Source organism: Roseovarius litoreus (assembly GCF_900142765.1).
Lineage (GTDB): Bacteria > Pseudomonadota > Alphaproteobacteria > Rhodobacterales > Rhodobacteraceae > Roseovarius > Roseovarius litoreus.
The window spans coordinates 784,773-807,399 of sequence record NZ_FRCB01000001.1 but is presented as its reverse complement, the minus strand read 5'-3'; the positions used below and the strand labels follow the sequence as shown (position 1 = coordinate 807,399).

The following is a 22,627-nucleotide window of genomic DNA, read 5'->3' as shown; positions in this document are numbered from 1 at the left end:
ACCTTACAAAGCCCGCAAGCCGCCGGAAACCCGAAAACGAGTTGCAGTTGAGACCGTGGCAAACCCCCGCTATGACGATGCAAATCACTCAAACAGTGCAAGGCCGTACCATGTCCAGACCCAGATACACCCGCGAAGAGGCGCTTGCCTTTCATCTCGAACCCACCCCCGGCAAGTTCGAGATTCAGGCCACCGTGCCGATGACCACACAGCGGGATCTGTCGCTGGCCTATTCCCCCGGCGTGGCGGTGCCCTGCGAGGAAATCGCCGCCAACCCGGAACTCGCCTATGACTACACCAACAAAGGCAATCTGGTGGCGGTGATCTCCAACGGCACCGCGGTTCTGGGTCTTGGCAATCTTGGCGCGCTCGGCTCCAAACCGGTGATGGAGGGCAAGGCCGTTCTCTTCAAGCGTTTCGCTGACGTGAACTCCATCGACATCGAGCTCGATACCGAAGACCCCGAGGAATTCATCAAGGCCGTGCGCCTCATGGGGCCGACCTTCGGGGGCATCAATCTCGAGGATATCAAGGCGCCCGAATGTTTCATCATCGAGCAGACGCTCAAGGAACAGATGGACATCCCCGTCTTTCACGATGATCAGCACGGCACCGCCGTGATCTGTGCCGCCGGTCTCATCAACGCGCTGCATATCTCGGGCAAGAAGCTCGAAGACTGCCGCATCGTTCTCAACGGTGCCGGCGCTGCGGGCATCGCTTGCATCGAATTGCTGAAATCCATGGGCGCGCGCCCCGAAAACTGCATCGCCTGCGATACCAAGGGCGTGATCTATCAGGGCCGCACCGACGGCATGAACCAGTGGAAATCGGCCCATGCCGTCAAAACCGATCTGCGCACGCTCGAAGAGGCCATGAAAGGCGCCGACGTCTTCATCGGCGTGTCGGTGAAGGGCGCCGTGACCCAAGACATGGTCGCCTCGATGGCCGACAACCCGGTGATCTTCGCCATGGCCAACCCCGATCCCGAAATCACGCCCGAAGAGGCGCATGAGGTCCGCGTCGATGCCATCGTCGCCACCGGCCGGTCGGATTATCCCAACCAGGTCAACAACGTGCTTGGCTTTCCCTATCTCTTCCGTGGCGCGCTTGATGTGCATGCCCGCGCCATCAACGACGAGATGAAGATCGCCTGTGCCGAAGCCCTGGCCGAACTGGCGCGCGCCGATGTCCCCGACGAGGTTGCGATGGCCTATGGCCGCAAGCTCACCTTCGGGCGCGATTACATCATCCCCACCCCCTTCGATCCGCGCCTGATCCATACCGTGCCGCCCGCCGTGGCCAAGGCCTGCATGCGCACCGGTGCCGCCCGCCGTCCCATTGTCGACATGGACGCCTATGAACAGTCGCTCGCCGCCCGCATGGATCCCACCGCCTCGATCCTGCGCTCGATCAACGCCCGCGCCCGCAACGCCCAGGCCCGCATGATCTTTGCCGAAGGCGACGATCCCCGCGTGCTGCGGGCGGCCGTGCAATATCAGCGCTCGGGTCTCGGCAAGGCGATCGTCGTGGGCCGTGACGATGACGTGAAAGCCAAGCTCGAGGCGGCTGGCCTCGGCGACGCCGTCCGCGAGATCGAAGTCACCAACGCCGCCAAAAGCGACCGTCTCGATGAATACAAAGAGTTTCTCTATGCCCGCCTGCAGCGCAAGGGCCATGACCGGCAGGACATTCACCGCATGGCCGCCCGGGATCGTCACGTATTCTCGGCGCTGATGCTGGCCCATGGCCATGGCGACGGTCTGGTGACCGGCGCCACCCGCAAATCCGCCCATGTGCTCGAACGCATCAACCATGTGTTCGACGCCGATACCGCGCATGGCGTCGCCGGTGTCACGGCGCTTCTGCACAAGGGGCGCATCGTTCTGATTTCCGACACGTTGGTGCATGAATGGCCCAACGAAGAGGATCTCGCCAATATCGCCACCCGTGCCGCCGGCGTCGCCCGCCATCTGGGGCTTGAGCCGCGCGTCGCCTTCGTCAGCTTCTCGACCTTCGGCTATCCGCGCTCGGAACGGGCCGAGAAAATGCACCTTGCTCCCGATGTGCTGGCCCGTCGCGGCGTGGATTTCGAATTCGAAGGCGAAATGACCGTCGATGTCGCCCTCAATCCCCGCGCGCAAGACGCCTATCCCTTCCAGCGCCTGACCGGCCCGGCCAACATCCTCGTGGTTCCGGCCCGGCATTCGGCCTCGATCTCGGTCAAGCTTATGCAGGAAATGGCCGGCGCCACGGTGATCGGCCCGATCCTCGCCGGTCTCGACAAATCGATTCAGATCTGTTCGACCAATGCCACCGCCAGCGACATTCTCAACATGGCGGTGCTGTCGGCCTGCAAGGTGGGGTAATCCCGGTTCAGTTCACAAACGGCGCGGCCTGCCCCCACAACGCCTTCACCCGGGCGTCCCGTCCGCAGGCCGTGCGATACCGTTCATAGGCCGCAGCCTGTGATTTCGGTCCGAACCGCGTCAGGATCAACTTGTCGCCCTTGTAGTAATCCTGGTGATATGCCTCGGCCTCGTAAAACGGTCCGGCCTCGAGGATCGGGGTCACGATCTGCTGCCCAAGCGCCTTTTCGGCCTCGGCCTTCGCTGCGTTCGCTGCAGCCTTTTCCGCCGGATCAGAGACGAAAATCGCCGTGCGATAGCTGTCTCCCCGATCGCAGAACTGCCCGCCCGCATCGGTCGGATCGACGGAGCGGAAAAACAGGTCATAGAGCTCTCGCGCCGACACTTTCGCCGGATCGTACATGATCTCGACCGCTTCGTAATGCCCGGTGCCACCACCCACGACTTGCTTGTAGGTGGGGTTCTTCACCGTGCCGCCGGTATAGCCCGACACCACCTCCTTGACGCCCTCGACCTTCTCGAAATCGGCCTCGACACACCAGAAACAGCCGCCCGCGACAGTCAATGTCTCGGTCCCGGCCGCCTTGGCCTGATTGACCTCGACACCGATGCCAACCGCGATCAGGATCGCCAGCGCACCGGCTTTTATGGTTCTGCGACGTAACCCCATCGGGATACCCTCCTCATTTGAACAGGCCCACCTTGGCCCATGACCCCGCACACGGCCAATTCACCCCCGCGTGATGTCACATCCAGTTGATCCGAATTTACAGCTTGAACCATTTTTCCGCCTCTTTAGCCTGCCTTTGAAACAAAAGCCGCAGGTCGGCTGTAACACTCAAAAGGCCCCCATGACCGATCACCAGACCACGCACCAAGCCGAAGAAGACGCCCGCAACGAGGATATTCTCATCTGGCTCAACGGGCGCATCGTCCCGAAACAGGCCGCCACCGTCAGTGTCTATGACAGCGGCTTCATGCTGGGTGACGGCGTCTGGGAAGGTCTGCGCCTTTATAACGGCACATGGGCTTTTGCCGATGAACATCTCGACCGCCTGTTCGAGGCCGCCAAAGCCATTGATCTCGATATCGGCATGACCCGGGAACAGGTGTTTCAGGCCGTGTTAGACACACAAAAGGCCAATGACATGCACTCTGACGCCCATGCGCGCCTGATGGTGACGCGCGGTGTGAAAACCCGCCCGTTCCAGCACCCCTCGCTCAGCCGTCAGGGGCCGACAATGGCCATCATCATGGAGCATTCCAGGCCCAAGATCGCCCGCCCCATCCGTCTGGCGACCGTGCCGCACATTCGCGGCCTTCCCATGACGCAGGATCCCAAGCTGAACTCCCATTCCAAGCTCAATTGCATACTTGCCTGCATTGCCGCCGAAAAAGCCGGCGCCGACGAGGCGCTGATGCTCGATATCCATGGCTTCGTGAACACCACCAACGCCTGCAACTTCTTCATCGTGCGCAAGGGGCAGGTCTGGACCAGCACCGGGGATTACTGCATGAACGGGATCACCCGGCAAAAGGTGATCGATCTGTGCCGCGCCAACGATATCCCCGTGTTCGAGCGTAACTTCTCGCTGGTCGATACCTATGGCGCCGACGAGGCGTTTCTCACCGGCACATTCGGCGCGCAGACCCCGGTTTCCGAAATCGACGGGCGTGCCATCGGTGATGCGGCACCCGGCCCCGTCACAACCCGCATTCAACAGCTCTACAAGGCTCTGATTCACCTCGAAACGGCCTGATTGGCCTTGGCCCAAGGAACTCTCCCGATGCGTCTTGCCATGTGGTCCGGCCCCCGCAACCTGTCGACTGCGCTGATGTATGCCTTCGGCGCGCGCCGTGATTTCGCGGTGATGGACGAACCCTTCTATGCCGCCTATCTTACGCTGACCGGGCTCGATCATCCGATGCGCGATGCGATCATCGCCTCCCAGCCCACCGATCCCGCCTGTGTCGTGGATCACCTGCTTGGCCCGATCCCGGATGGCCGGCTGCATCTCTACCAAAAGCACATGTCCCAGCACATGATCCCCGGCATTCCCCGCGACTGGATCGCCGATGTGACCAACGTGTTTCTCATTCGCCACCCTGCCCGTGTGGCCGCCAGTTTCTCTGCCAAATACGATGATCCCTCTCTTGCCGATATCGGGTTCATCCAACAGCAAGAGCTTTACGAAACCTTGACCGCAGCGGGCGTTGCGCCCGTGGTGATCGACTCCGCCGATATCCGCCGCGATCCGGCGGGCAAGCTGCAGCAGCTTTGTGCCGCCATCGGTCTTGAATGGGATCCCGCCATGCTGTCATGGCCTGCGGGCGGTCATCCCTCCGATGGGGTCTGGGCCTCGCATTGGTATGGGTCGGTTCACGCCTCCACAGGCTTCGCCGGACCCGAGGGGGACATTCCCGATCTCGACGGTCCGCGTGCTGCCCTGGCGCGGGCTGCGATGCCGGCTTATGACCGGCTTCGCGCCGTCGCGATCTGATGATTTGTGTACAGGATGGACACAAATTCCAGATCGCGACCCTCGTTTGGTCCTGAATGCGCGTAGGTTTCGTACGAATCGTACGAAACTCAGCCTTTCAACCGGCGGTCCCGTGCGGCCAGCAGTTTGAGCCGCAGGGCGTTCAACTGGATGAACCCCGCCGCGTCCTTCTGATCATAGGCCCCTGCATCATCCTCGAAGGTCACATGCGCTTCGGAATACAGGCTGTGATCCGACCACCGCCCAACCGTCCGCGCCAATCCCTTGTACAGCTTCAGCCGCACCGTTCCTGTCACATGATGTTGTGATTGGTCGATCAGCGCCTGCAACATCTCGCGTTCCGGGCTGTACCAGAACCCGTTATAGATCAGCTCGGCATAGCGCGGCATCAGCTCATCCTTCAGATGCGCAGCCCCCCGATCCAGCGTGATCTGCTCGATTCCCCGATGCGCCTCCAGCAGGATCGTGCCGCCGGGCGTCTCATAGATGCCCCGGCTTTTCATGCCCACGAACCGCCCTTCCACCAGATCGAGCCGGCCAATCCCGTGCTTGCCGCCCAATTCATTCAGCTTTGTCAATAGGTTGGCAGGGCTGAGTGCCTCACCGTTCACGCTGACCGCGTCGCCCTTTTCAAAGCCGATCTCGATGAATTCCGGCTCGTTCGGGGCGTCCTCCGGGTTAACGGTCCGTTGATACACGTAATTCGGCGCATCCACCGCCGGATCCTCCAGCACCTTCCCCTCGGACGACGTGTGCAACAGGTTCGCATCCACCGAAAACGGGGCTTCGCCGCGTTTGTCCTTGGCGATGGGAATCTGATTTTGTTCCGCAAAATCAAGCAGTTTCGTGCGGCTGGTCAAATCCCATTCCCGCCACGGCGCGATCACCTTGATGTCCGGGTTTAACGCATAGGCCGCAAGTTCGAACCGCACCTGATCGTTGCCCTTGCCCGTTGCGCCATGCGCCACCGCATCCGCCCCGGTCTCCTCCGCGATCTCCACCAACCGCTTCGAGATCAACGGCCGCGCGATCGAGGTCCCCAAAAGGTATTGCCCTTCGTAGACCGCGTTGGCGCGGAACATCGGAAAGACGAAATCGCGCACAAATTCTTCCCGAACATCTTCGATGAAGATATTTTCCGGTTTGATTCCAAGCATTTCCGCTTTCTGACGTGCGGGGTCCAGCTCTTCGCCCTGGCCCAGATCGGCGGTAAAGGTCACCACCTCGCAGCCATATTCGGTCTGCAGCCATTTCAGGATGATCGAAGTATCGAGGCCGCCGGAATAGGCCAGCACGACTTTTTTGGGCGCGGACATCAGTTTCCCCTTATGTCAGACATGCGCCCGGCGATTATCCGGTTTTGTGGCGCGGGGCAAGATGCCCCCCGCTTCGGTATTCTTGAGTATGCTTTGTCCCGCGCCCTTGCCAGCACGGAAACATTCAGCCAATCAAGGGACATGACCGATTTCCGCACCCTTGCCCGAGACGCCGAAGCCGCCATGCGCGACGTGTTCGAACCCACGCCGCTGCAGCGCAACGATCACCTGTCCGAAAGGTATCATGCCGAGATCCTCCTGAAGCGCGAGGATCTGTCACCGGTGCGGTCCTACAAACTGCGCGGTGCATTCAACGCCATGCGCAAGGTTCTGGCCGACAGCCCCGATACACGGCAATTCGTCTGCGCCAGCGCCGGCAATCACGCGCAGGGCGTCGCCTTCATGTGCCGCCACTTCGGGGTGAAGGGTGTGATCTTCATGCCGGTGACCACCCCACAGCAGAAGATCGGCAAGACCGAGAAATTCGGCGGCGATGCCGTATCGATCCGGCTGACGGGGGATTATTTCGACGATACGCTTGCCGCGGCTCAAGCCTATTGCGCTGAAATCAAAGGGCATTTCCTTTCGCCCTTCGATGACGAGGATGTTATCGGCGGTCAGGCCTCTGTCGGGGTCGAGATCGAGGCCCAGGCCGAAACCATGCCCGACATCATCATCATGCCCGTCGGTGGCGGTGGGTTGTCCGCCGGGGTGCGCAGCTATCTCGGCGACCGGACCCGCCTGATCCTGGTCGAGCCAGAGGGCGGTGCCTGTCTGATGGCGGCCATGCAACACGGTCACCCCACGCGCCTGAAACATGTCGATAATTTTGCCGACGGTGCCGCCGTGGCCCAGATCGGCGAGCGGACGTTCGCGCGGCTGCGCGACGTCGATCCCGCTGACATCCGCACCATCAACGAAGACCGGCTGTGCACCACCATGCTGGAAATGCTCAATATCGAAGGCATCGTGCTGGAACCGGCCGGCGCTCTGGCCGTGGATGCCCTCAAGGACATGGCAGATGAGATTCGCGGCAAGACCGTCGTTTGTGTCACCTCGGGCGGGAATTTCGATTTCGAACGCCTGCCGGAGGTCAAGGAACGCGCGCAGCGCTATTCCGGTGTAAAAAAATATTTTATCCTTCGCATGCCGCAACGGCCCGGAGCGCTGAAGGATTTCCTGACGATTCTCGGGCCGGATGACGATATCGCCCGTTTCGAATACCTGAAGAAATCGGCCCGAAATTTCGGTTCGGTCCTGATTGGCATCGAAACCAGAAATCCGGAAAACTTTGTCCATATTCTTCGCAAACTCGATGCCGCCGGTTTCGATTATCGCGACATCACCAATGACGAAGTGCTTGCCGAATTCCTGATCTAATCGGTGTCGATCTTGTCCAGCCCATCGACGAAACACGCCCGTGACTGGTGATAGGACGCGACGATCTGCCTGATATTCACGTCCTGAGGCCCATGTCCCGTGGCTTTGGTTTCGCCGTCCCGGCACAACTCCGAAAATTCCGCAAAGCCAAGGTTCAGGGCGCCACCTTTCAGGAAATGCAGCAAATCCACCAATTCAGACTGCGTGTCCGCATGTGGGAGTTTGGGCAATTCGGTTTCCATTTCATCCAGGAACAGACCGACGACATCCGCGAAGTTTTCAGCGCCAAGTTCCGTCCGAAGAATTTTCACCCGGTTCCAGTCGATCATATCAGGCCTCTGGTTGCGACCGGGCGATGTTCGGTCAAAAACCCTAAGCAAATCTCAAGCGTGGCGGTCGAAAAGATCAAATCCAATCTTTCACCAAGATTTAAGTGACCGGCCCTAAACCGTGCCCTTATGGAAAAGGGTGTCGTCATTGGGAAGTCCTGAACAAGTTGCTTTTCACATCGGTTCGCAGCCGCAGGCGATCCGCCGCGTGTTGGTCGTCGATGATAGCCCGGCTCAGCGCCGGATCGTCAGCGCCGCGCTGAGCCGGTGGGGCTTCGACGTGTTGGAGGCTCATGATGGGGCTGCCGCAATGGCCATCTGCACATCCACTCCCCCCGATCTGGTGATCAGCGACTGGGTGATGCCGGGCATGAACGGTCTGGATTTCTGCCGGATGTTCCGGGACATGCCTCGTGAAAACTACGGGTATTTCATCCTTCTCACATCGAAAAGCGGGAAAGAGGATATCGCCTGTGGGCTGGATGCGGGCGCCGACGACTTTCTGACAAAACCGGTGAATTCCTCGGAATTGCGCGCCCGGATTGCTGCCGGTGATCGCATTTTGCGGATGGAACGGGAATTGACGGAAAAGAACCGACTGATCGCCAGCACGCTGCAAGAACTGCAGGTTCTCTACGAGTCCCTCAACAGTGATCTTGTCGAAGCGCGGAAACTTCAGCAGTCGCTTGTCCATGACCGCTTCCGCGATTTCGGCGTGGCGCAGGTGTCGCTTTTGCTGCGGTCGAGCGGGCATGTCGGCGGCGACCTTGTGGGTATGTTCCCGGTCGGTGAAAACAGGATTGGCCTTTATGCCATCGATGTGTCCGGACATGGCATCAGCTCGGCGCTGATGACCGCGCGGCTGGCGGGGTATCTCTCGGCTTTCGCGCCCGAGCAGAACCTCGCCCTATACGAGGTGGACGCCGGTCGGTTCGATATGCGACCGCCCGCAGAAACCATTGCCGCCCTGAACAAACTGATTCTCGATGAAATGGATACCGAACTGTATTTCACCATGATCCTGGCGGATGTGGATCTGAGCTGTGGCAAGGTTGATCTGGCGCAGGCGGGGCATCCTCATCCAGCCATTCAGCGCCGTGATGGAACAATCGAATGGGCGGGACATGGCGGCCTTCCTGTCGGGCTTTTACCTGCTGCGACGTTCGAGCAGGTTTCTTTTGACCTCGGCCCCGGTGAAAGGCTGCTGATCCATTCGGATGGCATTGTCGAATGCGCGGACATCAAGGGTCAATTGCTGGACAACGAGGGTCTTTCCGGCATTCTGTCCGAGCTGCGCGACATTCATGGCCCCGCCTGTCTTGAGGCTCTGACATGGAACCTATCCACGTTTTCGGGTTCGGATGATTTTGCCGACGATGTTTCGGCCATACTTCTGGAATTCAACCCGCATCCCTGAGCGTGTGACAACCCATGGCCTGCCTGCATTTGGTGTCAGTCCATGCCGGACCATCATGGGCAATCTCTTGGCCAGTGTGTTGCGACGCCTATATAGACGCGGTATGCCGATCTCTGGCGAACAAGGAAACTCCATGACACTCGGACAGAAAATCGCGTGGGATGATACAATCCTGCCGTTCCAATTGGACAATGCGGACATACGTGGGCGCGTCGCCCGGCTGGACGGCGTGTTGGATGGCATCCTCAAGCAGCACGATTATCCCAATGCCGTGGAGGCCCTTGTCGCGGAAATGGCGCTTCTCACGGCGCTGATCGGCCAAACGATAAAACTGCGCTGGAAGCTGTCGCTGCAGATCCAGACCAATGGTCCGGTCCGGATGATCGCTACGGATTACTACGCGCCTGCTGCCGAGGGCGATGCCGCGCGCATCAGGGCCTATGCCAGTTTCGATCGTGACCGCATTTCAGGGGATGATCCGTTTTCCCAGGTTGGCGAGGGTTATTTCGCGGTTCTGATGGATCAGGGTCCAGGATCGGAACCTTATCAGGGAATCACTCCGATTTCCGGTAACGGCCTCAGTGCCAGTGCCGAAGCCTATTTCGCCCAGTCCGAACAATTGCCCACGCGCTTTGCACTGACTTTCGGCAAGTCGACTGAAAAAGGTGGGGCCGAACACTGGCGTGCCGGTGGTATCATGTTGCAGCACATGCCCGCAGCATCACCATATGCAGAGGGCGGCGGTTCGGGAGAAGAAGGCTTGTTGCTGCCCGCCGACATTCTGGACGGCGATGACGAAGAAAACTGGAACCGGGTCAATATGTTGCTGGATACGGTCGATGATCTGGAAATGATCGGCCCCTCGGTTGCTCCGACGGATTTGCTTGTTCGGCTGTTTCACGAGGAAGTGCCGCGCGTCTTCGACATGCAGCCGGTGCGGTTCGGCTGCACATGTTCCGAAGATCGGGTGCGCAACAGCCTGTCGATCTATTCCGCCAAGGATATCGAGAAAATGACAACCGAAGAAGGCATCGTGACCGCCGATTGCCAGTTTTGTGGTGCGCATTATCGGCTGGACCCGAAGACTTTGGGGTTCGATGCGCAAAATCCACCCGATGGCGATGCGTGATCCACTCGACCCTGTTTATGCGGCCCTCGGCAACACGGGGATCGCCTCGTCGGATTATGATCTGAATGCAGATATCGCATTACCGGAAGGCCGCAAACTGCGCCCTGCAGGTGTGCTTGTCCCGATCTTTTGCGGCGGTTCGGAGGCGCGGCTTTTCCTGACCAAGAGGTCCTCGGCCCTCAGACATCACCCCGGTCAGATTGCCTTTCCCGGCGGCAAGCAGGATGAAGCAGATCCCGATATCACTGCAGCGGCCCTACGCGAGGCGCATGAAGAGATCGGTCTCGATCCTTCGAATGTCGAAGTCTTGGGATGCTTGCCTGCCCACGAAACGGTTACCGGCTTCCATGTAACACCTGTCGTGGCGAGGATTATGGCGCCATTCGATCCGCGACCCGAAACCGGAGAAGTCGCCGAGATTTTCGATGTTCCCCTGTCGCATGTCATTAATCCCGCACAATACAGCATTCAGGCGCGTCGGTGGCGTGGGACATGGCGGAAATACTACATAGTTCCCTTCGGTCCCTATTACATATGGGGGGCAACCGCGCGTATCTTAAGGGCCATGGCTGACGCAGCGGAAAAAGCATGAAGATTGGCGGAGACTGGATAGATCGACCAGCGACTCAAGCGGTCTGTCGGATGATCGAGGACGCCGGGCATCAGGCGCTGTTCGTCGGGGGCTGCGTGCGCAATTCGTTGCTGGACAGGCCTGTGTCGGATATCGATATCGCAACGGATGCCCATCCCGAAACGGTGATCCGCCTGGCCGAGGCGGCCGGGCTGAAGCCGGTTCCGACAGGGCTGGATCATGGGACCGTTACGGTCGTGTCCGATCACATTCCACATGAGGTAACGACCTTCCGCGAAGATGTTGAAACATATGGGCGCCATGCCGTTGTCGCGTATTCCGATGATGTCATGCAGGATGCCCGGCGCCGCGATTTCACTATGAATGCTCTTTATGCCCGACCCGATGGCATGCTTGTCGATCCGCTTGGTGGGCTGTCGGATCTCAAGGCAAGGCGCGTGCGGTTCATCGACGATCCGAACCAGCGCATCCGCGAGGATTACCTCCGCATTCTGCGGTTCTTCCGATTTCATGCCTGGTATGGCGATCCCGATATGGGTCTTGATGCTGATGGTCTTGCGGCCGTGTCCGAGCATGTTGATGGCCTTGCGGGCCTTTCACGGGAACGGATCGGTTCGGAGATCGTCAAGCTTCTGACCGCGCCGGATCCCGCCCCTTCGGTCGCGGCCATGCGCGCTTGTGGTGTTCTGGCCGCGGTTCTGCCCGGAAGCGATGATCGCGCGCTGGCGCCGCTGGTTCATCTAGAGCAGATCGCGGGACTGGAGCCAGAGCCGATGCGTCGTCTTGCATCGCTTGGGGGTGACATGGTGGCTTCGCGTTTGCGTTTGAGCAAGGCGCAGTCAAAGCGGCTTGATCTTCTGTTGGCCGAGGCCGCGCTGACCAAGCCGCCTATGGAACTGGGATATCGTTACGGCATTGATCCGGGACTGGACATCGTCGTTCTGCGACACGCCTTGCTCGAGTCGCCGTTCGACTCGGCCGTCCGGCAGATCGTGGAGCAGGCATCGCATGCGAAATTCCCCGTAACCCCGCATGATCTCATGCCGGAATATAGCGGGCCTGCTCTTGGTCGGCGCCTGTCCGAGTTGGAGCAGCGCTGGATCGAGTCGGGTTTTTCGCTTGGTCGGGAGGATCTTCTGTGACGGACGATCATCAATCACCGCTGCGCCGGTTTTCGGTCACCCGTCTGGGGCACCATGGTGATGGAATTGTCGAAGGGCCATTCTTTGCCCCACGTACGCTGCCTGGTGAGGTGATCGAGGCCAGGACTGCGGATAAGGTTCTGACCGATATTCGTATTATCGAGCCGTCATCCGATCGGGTGACCCCACCATGCCGACATTTTCGGTCCTGTGGCGGGTGTCAGCTTCAGCACGCCTCGGATGTCTTTCTGGCGTCCTGGAAGCAGGATGTCGTCAGATCGGCACTGGCCGCCAACAATCTGACGGCTGAATTCCTTCCCATTTCCGTATCGCCCCCGCAATCTCGCAGGCGGGCCACATTGGCGGCGCGACGCACCAAGAAAGGGGCCATGGCTGGTCTTTATGCGCGCGGATCGGATGTGATGGTCGAAATCCCGGAGTGCCGTTTGTTCCACCCGGATTTGATGAAAGCCTTACCCGTAGCCGAGGAGCTTGCAACAATTGGTGCAAGCCGCAAGCAGACCCTTGCCGTTGCGGCAACGATGTCTCGCAACGGTCTCGATATCGCCGTCTCGAATGGCAAAGCTCTTGATGGCCCCATGCGGCTGGACTTGGCGGCTCTTGCCGAGCGTCATGACCTTGCCCGCCTGTCTTTCGATGACGAGGTTGTGGTAACGCGTGCGCCGCCCGAACAAAGGTTTGGCGATGTCGTCGTTACTCCGCCGCCCGGGGCGTTCCTGCAAGCCACTCAGGAGGGTGAGGATGCTTTGCGCGCGGATGTGCGCCGAATAGTCGGCGCTGCGCGCCGGGTTGCGGATCTTTTCGCGGGATGCGGCACATTTGCGCTTCCGTTGGCACGCGACATGGCGGTGCATGCGGTCGAAGGCGATGCCGCGATGATGTCCGCCCTTGATGCCGGGTGGCGTAGAACACCCGGCCTCAAGGCTGTGACGCATGAAACGCGCGATCTGTTCCGCAGGCCCTTGTTGCCGGATGAGCTTGCGCCATTCGATGCGGTGGTGCTCGATCCGCCGCGGGCCGGCGCGTCTGCGCAGACCGCTCAGATCTGCGCGTCATCCGTTCCGGTGATTGCCTATGTGTCCTGCAATCCGGTGACCTTCGCCAAGGATGCCAGACAACTTGCAGATCACGGATATCGGCTTGAAAGCATCCGCGTTATCGATCAATTCCGCTGGTCGTCGCATGTGGAGCTTGTCGCAGAGTTTCGGCACAGCTGAGCGGCGCCTCCAAACAGATCTTTAAAACTCGAACGAACCAGTTAAAACTGCTTCAGAGCAGTTTATACAGGTGATGTGCGATGCGGGTGATCAGAGGTCTGGTTGGCGCTTTGTTGTTGGTGGCGCTGACAGCGTGCAGCGGTTCGAAATTCCGGACCTACAATGGGCCGGAGGTGACCCGTATCATCGTCAACAAGGGCGAGCGTGAAATGCACCTTTTGCATCACGGTCGCGTTCTTCGCTCATTCGATATTCATCTTGGATTTGCCCCGGAAGGTCACAAGCAAGTCGAGGGCGATGGCAAGACGCCCGAGGGCGATTACTTCATCGACAGGCGTAACCCCAACAGCAGCTTTCACCTTTCGATCGGGATTTCCTATCCGAATGAAATGGATGTGGCCCGCGCTGCAAGCATGGGGATGAGTCCCGGGGGCGATATCTTCATCCATGGGGCGCCGCAAACTGTCCGGCGGCACAGGCCGGACTGGACCGAAGGCTGTATCGCTGTGACCGACAAGGAAATGGAAATCATTTACGCGATGGTGAAAGACGGAACGCCGATCACGATAAATCCGTGACGAGGTGGCTTAGTCACCCATTACCAAAGTCCACCAGATCTTGCCGTTATCTTCCTGTAGCCAGGAAAAGCCCATGTTGCGCGCGTCTGGCGACAGGATCACGTCTCGGGTTGTGGGTTCTTGCATCCAAGCCGCCAGCGTCTCGAGTTCGGTTTCATAGGTCTCGGAGATGTTCTCTCCGACCAGTCCGCCGTTGTAGCCGACACGACGGACGCGATCGATCGGGGAAGACCCGTCAGACCCGAAATGCCAGGGGCGATTCTGAACCGACATGTCGCGCGAATGCGTTGCAGCGGCGGCGTTCAGCTGCGCATTGAGTTGCACAGGCGGCCGGCCAGCGGCTTCTCGCAGGGAGTTGACGGAATCAAGTATTCGATACTGGATGCGCGCGGTGTCGCCCGGCCCTATGCGATACACTCTCGGCAGCGGTTTTCCATCTGCCCCCAGCTGTGGGGGCGCTGGCGGTGCGGCGCAAGCGGACAAAGCCAAGAGAGCTGACAACAGCAATGCCAGAATTCGAGCCATTTTGCGCACCCTTGTACAAGATTCGATGCCAACGTCGTATATCGCCTTTGGATACGATTCAAACCCGCATGGGCTTTGAGTTGCCGAATGACGGTTCTTTGAATTGCGACTGCGGCATTCGCGCCATATATTATGATGATATGTGATTGACCCAAGCCGGAGTTCGGACATGGCTTTTAAATTCAAGAATACACTCAATCGTCGCTCGTTTCTGGCGGGGAGTGCGGCTCTGGTCGGTGCGCCTGCTTTCGCTCAGAGCATGGATAGTTCCGGCACTGTCGAGATAGAAGAAGAGGTGACCGAAATTGTCCGGCGTAATATCTCGAGCTTTCGGTCTCTGGATTGGCAGCCCTATTTCTCAAACCTGAATAACGGCGCGATCCTTGTCGATATCTCCTCCAGGGCGCTGCATTACTGGTCTGAGGACGGGCAAACCTACAAACTTTATCCATCCAGTGTTCCCCTGTCCGAAGACTTGACGCGTCGGGGTCGCACAAGGGTGACGCAAAAAGTCGAGGGGCCAAGCTGGCGGCCGACGCCGTCGATGCTGAAGCGCAATCCGGACTGGCCGGCCTTTGTTCCGCCTGGTCCCGATAACCCGCTCGGAACCCATGCCTTGTACCTGAGCTGGACATATTATCGCATTCACGGAACCCATGATACGCGCAAGATCGGCCGCCGTTCATCAAACGGTTGCATCGGCCTTTACAATGAGCACATAGCGGAATTGTTTCAGATGGCGAAGGTTGGTACACAAGTGTTGCTAATTTGACGAAAAACAGACATTGTGTGGATCGTTTGTCGAAGGTTGCATTTGCAATCAGCTATTTTTGCTGATTAACAAATATATACGAGGTAAGTCTTGGGTGCTTTATGCTGCAAAGCAGCATCAAGCTAATTTCTGGAGGATAACATGAAAAAACTCGCTCTCGCCGCTGCGTTCGCCGCCGCTGCTTCGACCGTTTCCGCTGGCACGATGGAAGAGCCGGTCATGGAAGCGCCCGTTGTTGTTGAAGAAACCGCAGCAAGCTCTTCGGCTGCTGGCGTTGTGATCCCGCTGGTTGTTCTGGCGATCATCGCAGCTGCAGTTGCAATGGACTAAGTCTCACGACTTAGAGACCAAAAGAAAAGGCAGTGGTTTTCCACTGCCTTTTTATTTGTGCCGGGGCTTCTTCTGGCTTAAAGCGCTTCGCCTTTGACCTGATGCATCAGCTGAACGCGGAACGTGTGCAACGATTGAACGGAGCACTGCATTTCGCGAAACGCGTTAGTCCAGCCAGCCTTTGAGGTTGTCGCTGACGATCGAGGCGAGCGCGTTGATATGTGCGTCATCGTCGTTGAGGCAGGGAATGTAGGTAAACTGCTCTCCGCCCGCCTCTTCGAAGCTTTCCTTGATCTCTTCGTTGATCTCTTCGAGTGTTTCGATGCAATCCGCCGAGAACGCGGGTGCTGCGACAGCGATCTTCTTTTTACCCTGTTTCGCCAGTTCGGCCACATGGTCGACCGTGTAGGGTTTCAGCCACTCCTCGGGTCCAAATACGGATTGGAACGTCGTGGTGATCTCGGAATCATCCCAGCCAAGACGTTCCTTGAGAAGGCGCGTCGTCTTCTGACATTGGCAGTGATACGGATCACCCTGCATCAGGTAACGCTTGGGCATACCGTGATACGACACAACGAGGATGTCAGGCCGGTCCTCGATTTTCGCATAGGCTTTTTCCACCGATTGCGCGAGCGCCTCGATGTAATGGGGATTCTGGTAATACGGCTCCACTGTACGTGCGGTCGGCTGCCACGGTTCCTCCATCAAGGCGCGGAAGAACTGATCATTCGCTGTGCCCGAAGTGGCGCCCGCGTAATGCGGATAAAGCGGGAAGAAAAGGATGCGCGTGCATCCCGCCTTGACCATTTCGCGCACCTTGGACTTGGTGGACGGGTTTCCATAGCGCATACAGAAATCAACCATCACCTGATCCCCGTAGCGATCTTCGAGAACCTTGGCCATCTTGGTGGTCTGATCTCGGGTGATGGTCATCAGGGGGCTTTCGCCCTTTTCCTCGTTCCAGATCGACTTGTAGGCCTCGCCGCTTGTGAAGGGGCGTTTGGTGAGGATGATCAATTGCAGAAGAGGCTGCCATTTCCACGGGCTGTAATCAATCACACGCCTGTCCGACAGAAACTCGTTCAGGTACCGGCGCATCGGCCAGTAGCTGTAGTGATCGGGTGTTCCCAGATTCGCCAGCAGAATACCGGTCTTGTATTTCGGTATCGCCGGATGATCGGCGGGTGCATGGGTTGGTCGGGTGGCGGTGGTGCTTGCGTCAAGCATTATCCAGTCCCTCTTTGCGTCAGGTTAGCCGTGGAAATAACGACTTGGAGGCAATCGTCAATCTTTGAGCGGTTTTTCTTTTGTCGCAAGAGCATCGGCAAGTCGCGCCGACGCTGATCCGGGGCGTAGCGGTTGTGGCTGACTCTCATGCGGTGCCCAACCCGTAAGGACCATCAACTCAAATGTTGCAGGAACCCGGTTATCGGACCCGAAGCTTTCAACATAAAGGGTTGATGCCCGAAAGAGGACATCGCGCCGCATCATGTGGCGCGGTCTTCCGGCAAGGGCACTTGTTTCGCCCATCGCACGAAGATCGCGCATCAAGTGAAGGGGTGATGCATAGGTTGCGGTCAACTTTACAGTATCCGCGACAGGTAGCGCAAATCCGGCCCGCTGCAGCAAGGCGCCCAAATCCCGGATTTCGGCCATTGGGGTTACCCTGGGCGACAAGCCCCCTGTCACATCGGATTCAGCCTGCGCCAAGGCGCTGCGCAGCTCGTTCAATGTGGCGCCGCCAAAGAATATGCCCAGAAACAGCCCGTCGGGCTTCAATGCGCGTCGGGCCTGTATCAGCTGACCGACCGGATCATTTGCCCAATGCAGGCACATGGCATGAACAAGCAGATCGTAACGCTCCGTCTCAAGGTCGAGAGTGTCATCATCACCGATGCAGACTGCGCCAGGAATTTGCGTTGCCCAGAAATCAGGGAAACCGGAGACGACCACCTTATCGGTAAATGATCTGTTAACCATGCTCAGGCGATCATTGATCTCGTCCGCTGCCGCTTCGTGCAGGAAAAGGGCCGGATTTGCCCGGCTTCTTTCGCGGTTCCGGATCAGAGCTTTGCGATCGGTCAGTTGGGTCATCATGCCTTGGGAAATAGAGTGAGCGGGAGAGCTTTTCAAACAGCCTTAAGGCTTGTCTATCCGGCGCGTTGTATCGTCTGTGGAGAGGGGGTGGAAATTGATTTCGCCCTCTGCGGGCCGTGCTGGCGCGACACTCCGTTCATTTTTGGCCTGTGCTGTGAAACATGCGGCGTCCCTTTGCCGGGCGAAAACAACGATACGCCGGAATACTGCGATGATTGCCTGCGCTACGCAAAACCATGGAGCATGGGGCGCGCAGCCGTTCTTTACCGCGACAATGGCCGCAAGCTAGTGCTTGGACTGAAACATGCTGATCGCCACGACATCGTTCGCCCTGCCGCGCGATGGATGGCCCGTGCGGCACAACCGATGACCTGCGAGGGCATGATTTTGGCGCCTGTGCCGTTGCACTGGACGCGGATGCTCCGCCGGAGGTTCAATCAGTCGGCGGTGCTGGCGCGGGCCATCGCGCACCAGCTCGGGCTCGAGTGCTGTCCGGATCTTCTGGTCAGACATGCGCGCACGCCGGTTCTTGACGGTTTGGGCTACGACCAAAGACATGCCACGGTTTGCGACGTGTTTCGGGCGCATCCCGGACGGGCGCATCATCTGAAGGATCGGACGATACTTCTGGTGGATGATGTCATGACGTCTGGTGCGACCTTGTCGGCCTTGGCGCAAATCTGTCTGGCGGGTGGCGCGACGGATGTGCGCGTTCTGGTACTGGCGCGCGTGTCAAAGGATGCATAAGTTCCCGGAAACACGTTCAGGAGACCCGAGACCATGCAACCCGTGGAAATCTATACCTCGCCGCTTTGTGGGTTCTGCCACGCCGCCAAGCGCCTTTTGAAACAGAAGGGCGCCAACTTCACCGAAGTGGATGTGCTGGTGGAGCCCGCTCGCAAGCCGGAAATGATCCAGCGGGCCGGAGGCAAGAAGACCGTACCGCAGATCTTCATCGGTGACATCCATGTCGGCGGCTGCGACGAGCTTTATGCACTTGAACGGGCCGGTAAGCTGGATGCCCTGCTGTCGGCATGAAGGCAGCACTCATACAGCTTAATAGCAGTGACGATCCGGATGAAAATCTGGCTGTCACGCACTCTCTGGTGGCTGAGGCCGCCGGCGCAGGGGCCGATTTCGTTCTGACGCCGGAAGTCACCAATTGTGTCTCGGCGGACCGCACCCGCCAGCAAGAGGTTCTGCATCCCGAGATGACGGACCCGACCCTGGCAGGCTTGCAGGCGCAGGCGCGGGATTTGGGCATCTGGCTTTTGATCGGATCGCTTGCCCTCAAGACCGAGGATGCGGATGGGCGTTTTGCCAACCGGTCCTTTCTGGTGTCGCCGGAAGGACGGATCGTGGCACGCTATGACAAGATTCACATGTTCGATGTGCAAGTGTCCGAGACCGAAACCTATCGCGAATCCGCAGGGTACAGGCCCGGCACGACAAGCGTTCTCGCCCGAACGCCGATCGGAGGGATCGGGATGACTGTCTGCTACGATATCCGCTTCCCGCATCTGTTTCGGCAGCTCGCGCGCAGCGGCGCCCAGATCCTGACCGTGCCTTCCGCGTTTTCGCCGGTGACCGGTGCAGCCCATTGGGAAACGCTGCTGCGTGCCCGAGCGATCGAGACGGGCTGTTACGTGCTGGCACCTGCGCAAACCGGCCAGCATGGGTCCGTGTCGGCCAAGCGGCGCGAGACCTATGGCCATTCGCTTGCGGTTGGACCATGGGGAGACATTCTGGCAGATGGTGGAACCGAGCCGGGTATCGTATATGTCGATCTGGATCTTTCCGAGGTTACAAAGGCGCGACAGCGCATCCCTTCGCTTGATGCGACAACCGAGTTCGATGGACCTTGATGACTGATGGCAGCAGCAATAATTCCCTGGCCGTGGCGCTGTTCAGCGAGATCCTGACCAACGACCAGCTGATTCGAAACAGGCTCAGCCGTGTTTTGCCGAAGGGAATGGAGATCAGCCATTTCTCGGTTCTGAACCATCTGGCGCGTATTTCCGATGAGCGTAGTCCGGCACAATTGGCCAAGAGTTTTCACGTCACTCGCGGCGCCATGACGAACACTCTGAACAAACTGGAGTGGGCTGGATACGTGCATATTCGGCCAGACTGGGATGATGCCCGCCGCAAGATGGTGTCGATCAGCCCCGCCGGCCGACAGGCCCGCGAGGCGGCGATCGCCGCGATCACCCCGATGATCACCGAAATGGTCGGCGAGTTGGGCGAGGCCAAGGTGCGCGCCACGCTGCCCGTTCTGCGGGAATTGCGCGCAAAGCTGGAAAGCGACTGACCGTCAGTCCGGTTTGGTGCTGGCGGTGACGTAGTTGACGCTGAGGTCGCGGGACGACAGCGACCAGCTCCAGGTAATCGGGTTGAACACGAAGCCCTTGCGATCCACCGGGGTCAGGCCGGCCTGTTTCAGAAGGGCATAAAGCTCGTCCGGCGTAATGAACTTCTTCCATTCATGCGTGCCCTTCGGCAGCCAGCGCATCACGTATTCAGCGCCGACGATGGCCATGGCGAAGCTTTTGGCGTTGCGATTGATGGTCGAGCAGATGTGCAATCCGCCGGGCTTGAGAAGCTGCTGACAGGCGTTCAGGTAAGACAGCGGATCGGCGACATGTTCGACCACTTCCATGTTCAGCACGGCATCGAACTGCTCGCCTGCGGCGGCAAGGGCTTCGGCGCTGGTGTGGCGATAATCGATCGTCAGGCCGGATTGTTCAGCATGCACCTGGGCCACGGGAATGTTGCGCTCGGCGGCATCGGCGCCAACCACGTCGGCACCAAGGCGCGCCATCGGCTCGGACAGCAAGCCACCGCCGCAGCCGATATCCAGAATACGCAAGCCCGAGAAGGGCTTATCGGTTCCCAGATCGCGATCGAACTCGGTGGCGATCTGGGATGTGATGTAGTCCAGACGGCAGGGATTGAGCATGTGCAACGGTTTGAATTTGCCGTTTGGATCCCACCATTCGGCGGCCATCGCCTCGAATTTGGCGACTTCGGCTGGGTCGATCGTGCTTCGAGCGGCTTGCATTCTGCTCTCCATATGCTCTTTTGGAATTATCCCTCTATATAGGACGTCATGGATAAATTCTCGGATCAAAAGAGCGCAGTTCAGTACCTGCATCCGCCGATCGAACCGTTCGACCGGCGCATGATGGATGTGGGCGATGGGCATGAGATATACGTGGAACAGTCGGGCCAACCCGATGGGCTGCCCGTTGTGGTGTTGCATGGCGGGCCGGGAGGCGGATGCAGCCCGGCGATGCGGCGGTATTTCGATCCGAATATTTACCGAATCATCCTGTTCGACCAGCGCGGGTGCGGCAGATCACGCCCACATGCCAGTGTTGAGGCAAATACGACGTGGCACCTTGTGGCCGATATCGAGCGTATTCGCGAAGCGTTAATGATAGATGACTGGATCGTTTTCGGAGGCAGTTGGGGCGCCACGCTTGCCCTGATCTATGCTCAGACCCATCCGGATCGGGCAAGGCATCTGGTCTTGCGGGGTGTTTTCACCATGACGCAGGCCGAGCTTGACTGGTTCTATGGCGGGGGTGCCGGGCGGTTCTGGCCGGAAACTTGGGCGAGATTTCAAGAGCTTGTGCCGGAGGATGAGCGCGGCGACATGATCGCGGCCTATAACCGACGCCTGTTTTCCGGAGATCGGCCGCAGGAGATCCGCTTTGCCAAGGCCTGGTCTGCCTGGGAAAATGCGTTGGCGACGGTGCAGTCCAATGGGGCGGGAGGTGATAGCCCGCCGGATTACGCGCGGGCCTTTGCCAGACTGGAAAACCACTATTTCATCAATGGCGGCTTTCTGGAGTATGATGGTCAAATCATTGATCAGATTGGCAAAATATCCCATATTCCCGGCACGATCGTGCAAGGGCGCTATGACATGATCTGTCCGCCTGCCGCTGCGCATACGCTGGCGGAGCGTTGGCAGAATGCCAGTTTGCGGATGATCCCCGTGGCGGGTCATGCCCTCTCTGAGCCGGGGATCAGCGCGGAGTTGGTCAAGGTGATGACGCGGCTGGCACGAGAGGGTTAACGGCGTCGGACCGGCGCAAAATGCGTGTCGGTATTACATCGGTATAACGTCGGTATTGCGTCGGTGCCGCGCACCGATCGGGGAGCTCGGGCAAAGGGTTACGAGAGCGGTCGCAGGAAAGTTCCGCTTTCTCTTGCAGACTCGGCACATGAGGCGTATATGCACCTCAACAGCGGCGCCTCCGGGTCCAAACCGGCAGGCTCCACCGGAGATATGTGACGGGCCGCGCGCCCGTTTTTTTGTGCTGACAGGATCCATGACGAACGACCTGATTGCAAAAGCCGCGATCGACCGCCGATTGGCGGAGATCATCACCCCGGTCATCGAGGACCTGGGGTTCGAGCTGGTGCGTATTCGCTTGATGGGCGGCAAGACACATCTGCTGCAGATCATGGCCGAGAAGCCCGAGGGCGGGATCGAGGTGGATGATTGCGCCAAGATCTCGAATGCGGTGAGCGCGGTTCTGGATGTCGAAGATCCGATCATGGACGCCTATACGCTGGAAGTGTCCAGCCCGGGAATCGACCGGCCTCTGACACGGCTGAAGGACTTCGAGGACTTCGAGGGATACGAGGCCAAGATCGAGACTTCGGAGCTGATCGACGGGCGCAAGCGCTTCAAGGGCGTGCTGGCCGGTGTCGAGGATGACGAGGTTTTGATCAATATCGAGGAAGGCACGGTCGGGTTGAAATTCGACTGGCTGAGCGACGCGAAGCTGGTGCTGACCGACGAGCTGATCAAGGAAATGCTGAAGGCCCGAAAGGCCGCTGGCACATTGAATGAAGACGCGTTTGACGAGATCGAGACCGAAGGGTCTGAGGAGGACTGAAG

The 22,627-nt window shown here is 59.0% G+C and carries 25 protein-coding genes and 1 pseudogene; 19 read left to right on the top strand and 7 right to left on the bottom strand.

Annotated features, from left to right (window positions below; all coding sequences use genetic code 11):
• Window positions 1-110: 110 nt before the first annotated feature.
• Window positions 111-2,366: an NADP-dependent malic enzyme gene (locus F3H35_RS03900; RefSeq protein WP_149778302.1), complete on the top strand. Its 2,256-nt coding sequence runs from the start codon at window positions 111-113 to the stop codon at window positions 2,364-2,366.
• Between the two features lie 7 nt (window positions 2,367-2,373).
• Here F3H35_RS03900 and msrA read toward each other — a convergent pair whose 3' ends face one another.
• Complete coding sequence (msrA, locus tag F3H35_RS03895; protein WP_149778301.1) at window positions 2,374-3,036, bottom strand: peptide-methionine (S)-S-oxide reductase MsrA; 663 nt, start codon at window positions 3,034-3,036, stop codon at window positions 2,374-2,376.
• Window positions 3,037-3,217: 181 nt separating this feature from the next.
• Between msrA and F3H35_RS03890 the strand changes: the two genes are divergently transcribed.
• Both F3H35_RS03890 and F3H35_RS03885 read left to right on the top strand, forming a co-directional pair.
• The gene (locus F3H35_RS03890) at window positions 3,218-4,126 is read left to right on the top strand and encodes a D-amino acid aminotransferase (protein WP_149778300.1); all 909 of its coding nucleotides are present in this window, start codon (window positions 3,218-3,220) and stop codon (window positions 4,124-4,126) included.
• Between the two features lie 27 nt (window positions 4,127-4,153).
• Window positions 4,154-4,867 carry a sulfotransferase-like domain-containing protein gene (locus F3H35_RS03885; RefSeq protein WP_149778299.1) on the top strand — a complete coding sequence of 238 codons (714 nt, stop codon included), beginning with the start codon at window positions 4,154-4,156 and terminating at the stop codon, window positions 4,865-4,867.
• Window positions 4,868-4,956: 89 nt separating this feature from the next.
• Here F3H35_RS03885 and F3H35_RS03880 read toward each other — a convergent pair whose 3' ends face one another.
• Complete coding sequence (locus F3H35_RS03880) at window positions 4,957-6,183, bottom strand: argininosuccinate synthase (RefSeq protein WP_007811841.1); 1,227 nt, start codon at window positions 6,181-6,183, stop codon at window positions 4,957-4,959.
• A gap of 141 nt (window positions 6,184-6,324) precedes the next feature.
• On the opposite strand from F3H35_RS03880, the gene ilvA reads away from it, so the two are divergent.
• Complete coding sequence (gene ilvA, locus F3H35_RS03875) at window positions 6,325-7,563, top strand: threonine ammonia-lyase IlvA (protein WP_149778298.1); 1,239 nt, start codon at window positions 6,325-6,327, stop codon at window positions 7,561-7,563.
• On the opposite strand, the gene F3H35_RS03870 is transcribed toward ilvA, so the two are convergent.
• Window positions 7,560-7,892 (bottom strand): Hpt domain-containing protein, encoded by a 333-nt coding sequence (locus F3H35_RS03870; protein WP_149778297.1) that lies wholly within the window; start codon window positions 7,890-7,892, stop codon window positions 7,560-7,562. The genes ilvA and F3H35_RS03870 overlap by 4 nt on opposite strands.
• Before the next feature lie 208 nt (window positions 7,893-8,100).
• Here F3H35_RS03870 and F3H35_RS03865 point away from each other — a divergent pair, with 208 nt between their 5' ends.
• The 6 genes from F3H35_RS03865 to F3H35_RS03840 all read left to right on the top strand — a co-directional run bounded on the left by F3H35_RS03865 (window position 8,101) and on the right by F3H35_RS03840 (window position 13,988).
• A complete protein-coding gene (locus F3H35_RS03865) occupies window positions 8,101-9,309 on the top strand; it encodes a PP2C family protein-serine/threonine phosphatase (protein ID WP_223228299.1) in 1,209 nt (402 codons plus the stop codon).
• Between the two features lie 133 nt (window positions 9,310-9,442).
• Entirely contained in the window at window positions 9,443-10,438 is a 996-nt protein-coding gene (gene hslO / locus F3H35_RS03860; RefSeq protein ID WP_149778295.1) for an Hsp33 family molecular chaperone HslO, read from the top strand.
• Window positions 10,425-11,030, top strand: coding sequence for a CoA pyrophosphatase (locus F3H35_RS03855; protein WP_149778394.1), 606 nt, complete (start codon window positions 10,425-10,427; stop codon window positions 11,028-11,030). Before hslO ends, F3H35_RS03855 begins: the two co-directional genes overlap by 14 nt.
• A complete protein-coding gene (locus tag F3H35_RS03850; RefSeq protein ID WP_188129850.1) occupies window positions 11,027-12,172 on the top strand; it encodes a CCA tRNA nucleotidyltransferase in 1,146 nt (381 codons plus the stop codon). The genes F3H35_RS03855 and F3H35_RS03850 overlap by 4 nt, the downstream gene beginning before the upstream one ends.
• On the top strand, window positions 12,169-13,410 hold the full coding sequence (locus F3H35_RS03845) for a class I SAM-dependent RNA methyltransferase (protein WP_188129849.1): 1,242 nt from the start codon (window positions 12,169-12,171) through the stop codon (window positions 13,408-13,410). The genes F3H35_RS03850 and F3H35_RS03845 overlap by 4 nt, the downstream gene beginning before the upstream one ends.
• An 80-nt stretch (window positions 13,411-13,490) precedes the next feature.
• Window positions 13,491-13,988, top strand: a complete 498-nt coding sequence (locus F3H35_RS03840; protein ID WP_149778293.1) for a L,D-transpeptidase family protein — start codon at window positions 13,491-13,493, stop codon at window positions 13,986-13,988.
• A gap of 9 nt (window positions 13,989-13,997) precedes the next feature.
• On the opposite strand, the gene F3H35_RS03835 is transcribed toward F3H35_RS03840, so the two are convergent.
• Window positions 13,998-14,513: a CAP domain-containing protein gene (locus F3H35_RS03835; RefSeq protein ID WP_037294800.1), complete on the bottom strand. Its 516-nt coding sequence runs from the start codon at window positions 14,511-14,513 to the stop codon at window positions 13,998-14,000.
• A 169-nt stretch (window positions 14,514-14,682) separates the two neighbouring features.
• Here F3H35_RS03835 and F3H35_RS03830 point away from each other — a divergent pair, with 169 nt between their 5' ends.
• Both F3H35_RS03830 and F3H35_RS03825 read left to right on the top strand, forming a co-directional pair.
• A complete protein-coding gene (locus tag F3H35_RS03830) occupies window positions 14,683-15,285 on the top strand; it encodes a L,D-transpeptidase (protein WP_149778292.1) in 603 nt (200 codons plus the stop codon).
• A 141-nt stretch (window positions 15,286-15,426) separates the two neighbouring features.
• A complete protein-coding gene (locus F3H35_RS03825) occupies window positions 15,427-15,615 on the top strand; it encodes a hypothetical protein (protein ID WP_007811856.1) in 189 nt (62 codons plus the stop codon).
• A 165-nt stretch (window positions 15,616-15,780) separates the two neighbouring features.
• Here the strand turns inward: F3H35_RS03825 and hemH are convergent, their stop codons facing one another.
• Entirely contained in the window at window positions 15,781-16,842 is a 1,062-nt protein-coding gene (hemH, locus tag F3H35_RS03820; RefSeq protein WP_149778291.1) for a ferrochelatase, read from the bottom strand.
• Window positions 16,843-16,899: 57 nt separating this feature from the next.
• Entirely contained in the window at window positions 16,900-17,709 is an 810-nt protein-coding gene (locus F3H35_RS03815; RefSeq protein WP_149778392.1) for a methyltransferase domain-containing protein, read from the bottom strand.
• Between F3H35_RS03815 and F3H35_RS19170 the strand changes: the two are divergent.
• From F3H35_RS19170 to F3H35_RS03795, 5 genes and pseudogenes are all read left to right on the top strand, one after another.
• Window positions 17,632-17,922, top strand: a pseudogene (locus tag F3H35_RS19170) (double zinc ribbon domain-containing protein); the annotation flags it as partial. The gene F3H35_RS03815 and the pseudogene F3H35_RS19170 overlap by 78 nt on opposite strands.
• Window positions 17,923-18,093: 171 nt before the next feature.
• The gene (locus F3H35_RS19165) at window positions 18,094-18,459 is read left to right on the top strand and encodes a ComF family protein (RefSeq protein WP_317510548.1); all 366 of its coding nucleotides are present in this window, start codon (window positions 18,094-18,096) and stop codon (window positions 18,457-18,459) included.
• A 33-nt stretch (window positions 18,460-18,492) separates the two neighbouring features.
• On the top strand, window positions 18,493-18,750 hold the full coding sequence (gene grxC, locus F3H35_RS03805; RefSeq protein ID WP_007811860.1) for a glutaredoxin 3: 258 nt from the start codon (window positions 18,493-18,495) through the stop codon (window positions 18,748-18,750).
• Window positions 18,747-19,577 carry a carbon-nitrogen hydrolase family protein gene (locus F3H35_RS03800; protein WP_149778290.1) on the top strand — a complete coding sequence of 277 codons (831 nt, stop codon included), beginning with the start codon at window positions 18,747-18,749 and terminating at the stop codon, window positions 19,575-19,577. The genes grxC and F3H35_RS03800 overlap by 4 nt, the downstream gene beginning before the upstream one ends.
• Window positions 19,577-20,023 carry a MarR family winged helix-turn-helix transcriptional regulator gene (locus F3H35_RS03795; RefSeq protein WP_149778289.1) on the top strand — a complete coding sequence of 149 codons (447 nt, stop codon included), beginning with the start codon at window positions 19,577-19,579 and terminating at the stop codon, window positions 20,021-20,023. Before F3H35_RS03800 ends, F3H35_RS03795 begins: the two co-directional genes overlap by 1 nt.
• Window positions 20,024-20,026: 3 nt before the next feature.
• Here the strand turns inward: F3H35_RS03795 and ubiG are convergent, their stop codons facing one another.
• Window positions 20,027-20,773, bottom strand: a complete 747-nt coding sequence (gene ubiG, locus F3H35_RS03790; protein ID WP_149778288.1) for a bifunctional 2-polyprenyl-6-hydroxyphenol methylase/3-demethylubiquinol 3-O-methyltransferase UbiG — start codon at window positions 20,771-20,773, stop codon at window positions 20,027-20,029.
• A 48-nt stretch (window positions 20,774-20,821) separates the two neighbouring features.
• Between ubiG and pip the strand changes: the two genes are divergently transcribed.
• Together pip and rimP are read left to right on the top strand one after the other, a co-directional pair.
• Window positions 20,822-21,796, top strand: a complete 975-nt coding sequence (gene pip, locus F3H35_RS03785; protein ID WP_149778287.1) for a prolyl aminopeptidase — start codon at window positions 20,822-20,824, stop codon at window positions 21,794-21,796.
• A gap of 256 nt (window positions 21,797-22,052) precedes the next feature.
• Window positions 22,053-22,625, top strand: coding sequence for a ribosome maturation factor RimP (rimP, locus tag F3H35_RS03780; protein WP_149778286.1), 573 nt, complete (start codon window positions 22,053-22,055; stop codon window positions 22,623-22,625).
• Window positions 22,626-22,627 lie beyond the last annotated feature (2 nt).